This window comes from Bradyrhizobium sp. Leo170 (assembly GCF_004296405.1).
Taxonomy (GTDB): domain Bacteria; phylum Pseudomonadota; class Alphaproteobacteria; order Rhizobiales; family Xanthobacteraceae; genus Bradyrhizobium.
In genome coordinates this window covers 1-1,339 of sequence record NZ_PSRR01000724.1, presented here as the reverse complement: position 1 = coordinate 1,339, position 1,339 = coordinate 1, and the positions used below count along the sequence as shown (strand labels likewise).

At 65.9% G+C, this 1,339-nt stretch carries 2 protein-coding genes; both read left to right on the top strand.

The window, feature by feature from the left end; all coding sequences use genetic code 11:
* The coding region (locus CWO89_RS44270; RefSeq protein ID WP_130584389.1) for an XdhC family protein at positions 1-602 on the top strand (602 nt) is incomplete at its 5' end.
* Between the two features lie 21 nt (positions 603-623).
* Positions 624-1,130, top strand: coding sequence for an SRPBCC family protein (locus CWO89_RS44265; RefSeq protein ID WP_130584388.1), 507 nt, complete (start codon positions 624-626; stop codon positions 1,128-1,130).
* The last annotated feature ends 209 nt before the right edge of the window (positions 1,131-1,339 follow it).

Sequence of the window (1,339 nt, the reverse complement as noted above, 5' to 3'; positions counted from 1 at the left end):
CGCGGATGGTGTCGGTGCAACCGCAGGATCTGCTCGCCGAGCTCGGCGTCAAGGCCGGCGAGAGCCGCGAGGGCATCCGCTTCGCCAGCAACATGTGCCCGAGCCAGGGCACCATGGATATTTTCGTCGAGCCGGTGCTGCCGCATCCTTCGCTCATCATTTTTGGCGCGAGCCCGGTGGCGATGTCGCTTGCCGCGCAGGCGCGGACGCTCGGCTATCACGTCACGCTCGCCGCGCCCGCAGCCGATGTTCCCGCCAAGCCGGATGCCGACGAGCGGATCGATGGCTTCCAGTTGGGCGAGCTGAACGACGCCAAGCGCTTCATTGTGGTGTCGACGCAAGGAAAGGGCGACGAAGCCGCGTTGCGCGCAGCGGTCGCGATCGATGCCTGTTATCACGCCTTCGTCGGCAGCCGTCGCAAGATGGCTTCGCTGCGCGCGAAGCTGATCGGCGAGGGCGTGGACTCTTCGCTTGTGGACCGCGTCAAGGCGCCGGCCGGCCTCGACCTCGGCGCCATCACGCCGGAGGAGATCGCGATGTCGATCCTGGCCGAGATCACGATCGAGCGGCGGCGCGGCCATAGCCTGCCGGTGTCCGCCTGAGGTGACCTGAAGGAACTGATCATGCAGATGAACGATAGCCAGCGCATCCCCGCGTCGAAGGAAAAGGTGTGGGCGTTGCTGAACGATCCCGCGGTGCTCAAGTTGTGCATTCCGGGTTGCGAGGCGCTCGAGATGACATCGCCGACCGAGATGACCGCGACCGTCGTCATCAAGGTCGGACCGGTGAAGGCGTCCTTCGGCGGCAAGGTGACGCTGTCCGATCTCGATCCGCCGAATAGCTATCGCATTTCGGGCGAAGGCTCCGGCGGCGTCGCCGGATTCGCCAGGGGCGGCGCGACGGTGCGTCTGGAGGCGGAGAGCGCAGATGTCACGGTGCTGCATTACGAGGTCGATGCGCAGATCGGCGGCAAGCTTGCGCAACTCGGCTCGCGGCTGATCGACTCCACGGCCAAAAAGCTCGCCGGCGAATTCTTCACGCGCTTCGCCGCTGCGGCAGGCGGGACGCCGGATGCGGCGCCGGCGGAAGCAGGCGAGAAGAAGGGCTGGATCGCAAGCCTGATCTCGTGAGGGTTTGCGCGCGAGTAGGGTGGGCAAAGGCGCGAAGTGCCGTGCCCACCATCAAGCACTCCGCCCGTGATGGTGGGCACGCTCCGCTTTGCCCACCTTACCGATGTCGTCCCTGCGAAGGCGGGGACCCATAACCACAGGGAGGCGTTGTGGCGTCGGCAAGTGGTTGCAGCGGAGCACATCATACAGGCCTGTGGTTGATGGGGTGG